The 1,234-nt window shown below is 59.7% G+C and carries 1 protein-coding gene; it reads right to left on the reverse strand.

Annotated features, from left to right (window positions below):
- Positions 1-118: 118 nt before the first annotated feature.
- Entirely contained in the window at positions 119-1,150 is a 1,032-nt protein-coding gene (tdh, locus tag ACOCD2_RS20620; protein ID WP_293650256.1) for an L-threonine 3-dehydrogenase, read from the reverse strand.
- Positions 1,151-1,234: the final 84 nt, after the last annotated feature.

The raw sequence follows: 1,234 nt of genomic DNA on the forward strand, positions 1-1,234 counted from the left end.
AGCTAAAGAGTAGTGGTTCCACATAAGGGTCTAGGTTACCCTCAACCGTAACGTTCAGGAAGGGGCTTTTGCGACACCCTCCCTTTGGGAGAGGGGCCGGGGGTGAGGGGCGTAAACCCTACTCCCAGCTCAACACCACCTTACCGGATTCACCGGAACGCATCACGTCGAAGCCCTGCTGGAAATCTGTGTAATGAAAACGGTGGGTGATGATCTTCTCCAGGGGCAGGCCGCTCTGGTACATCATGGTGCCCTTGTACCAGGTCTCGAAGATCTCGCGGCCATAGATGCCCTTGATGCGCAGCCCCTTGAACACCACGTCGTCCCAGTCGATGCCCGTGCCGTTGGGCAGGATGCCCAGCATGGCGATGCCGCCGCCGTTTATCATCCTGGACAGCATTTCGCGGAAGGCGTCGGGGGAGCCGGACATCTCCAGGCCCACGTCGAAGCCTTCCAGTATGCCCAGGGCGCGCATCATGTCCCGGGTGATGGTTTCCTTGCTCACGTCGATGGGAATGGCCTTGGGCACGATGGTGCGCGCCAGGTTGAGGCGGTAGGGGTTGATGTCCGTGATAACGATATTGCGCGCCCCGCAGTGGGCTGCCACCATGGCCGCCATGATGCCGATGGGGCCGGCGCCGGTGATGAGCACGTCCTCCCCCACCATGTTGAAGGACAGGGCGGTATGCACGGCGTTGCCGTAGGGGTCGAAGCAGGCCAGCACCTCCGGCGGGATGGGGGTGTTGGGGCGATAAACGTTCTTGGCCGGAATGGCCAGGTACTCGGCGAAGCAGCCCGTGCGGTTCACTCCCACGCCGATGGTGTTGGGGCACAGATGACGCCGTCCCGCCAGGCAGTTGCGGCAGCGTTCACAGACAATATGCCCCTCGCCCGACACCAGATCGCCCACTTCCAGGCCCTCCACATTGGCGCCCAGCTCCACGATGGTGCCGGCAAACTCGTGGCCGATGGTCATGGGCATGGGAATGGTCTTGCGCGCCCAGTCGTCCCAGTTGTAGATGTGAATGTCCGTGCCGCAGATGGCGGTCTTCTGGATCTTGATGAGCACGTCGTTGTTGCCGACTTCAGGTAATGGCACGTATTCGAGCCACAGGCCTTCCTCGGCGTTTTTCTTTACCAGTGCCTTCATTGTCGTCATGGAGACGTATTTTCCTGAGTGGATGGAATATTGGAAGATAGTACTAGAGTTTAGAGTTTCAGAGGAGAAAAACCA

Origin of the sequence: Thiolapillus sp. (assembly GCF_048562965.1) — a bacterium.
Taxonomy (GTDB): domain Bacteria; phylum Pseudomonadota; class Gammaproteobacteria; order Chromatiales; family Chromatiaceae; genus Thiolapillus; species Thiolapillus brandeum_A.

Excerpts from the sequence above, each read along its gene's own strand:
- tdh (WP_293650256.1), bottom strand. The coding sequence starts at position 1,150 with ATGAAGGCACTGGTAAAGAAAAACGCCGAGGAAGGCCTGTGGCTCGAA.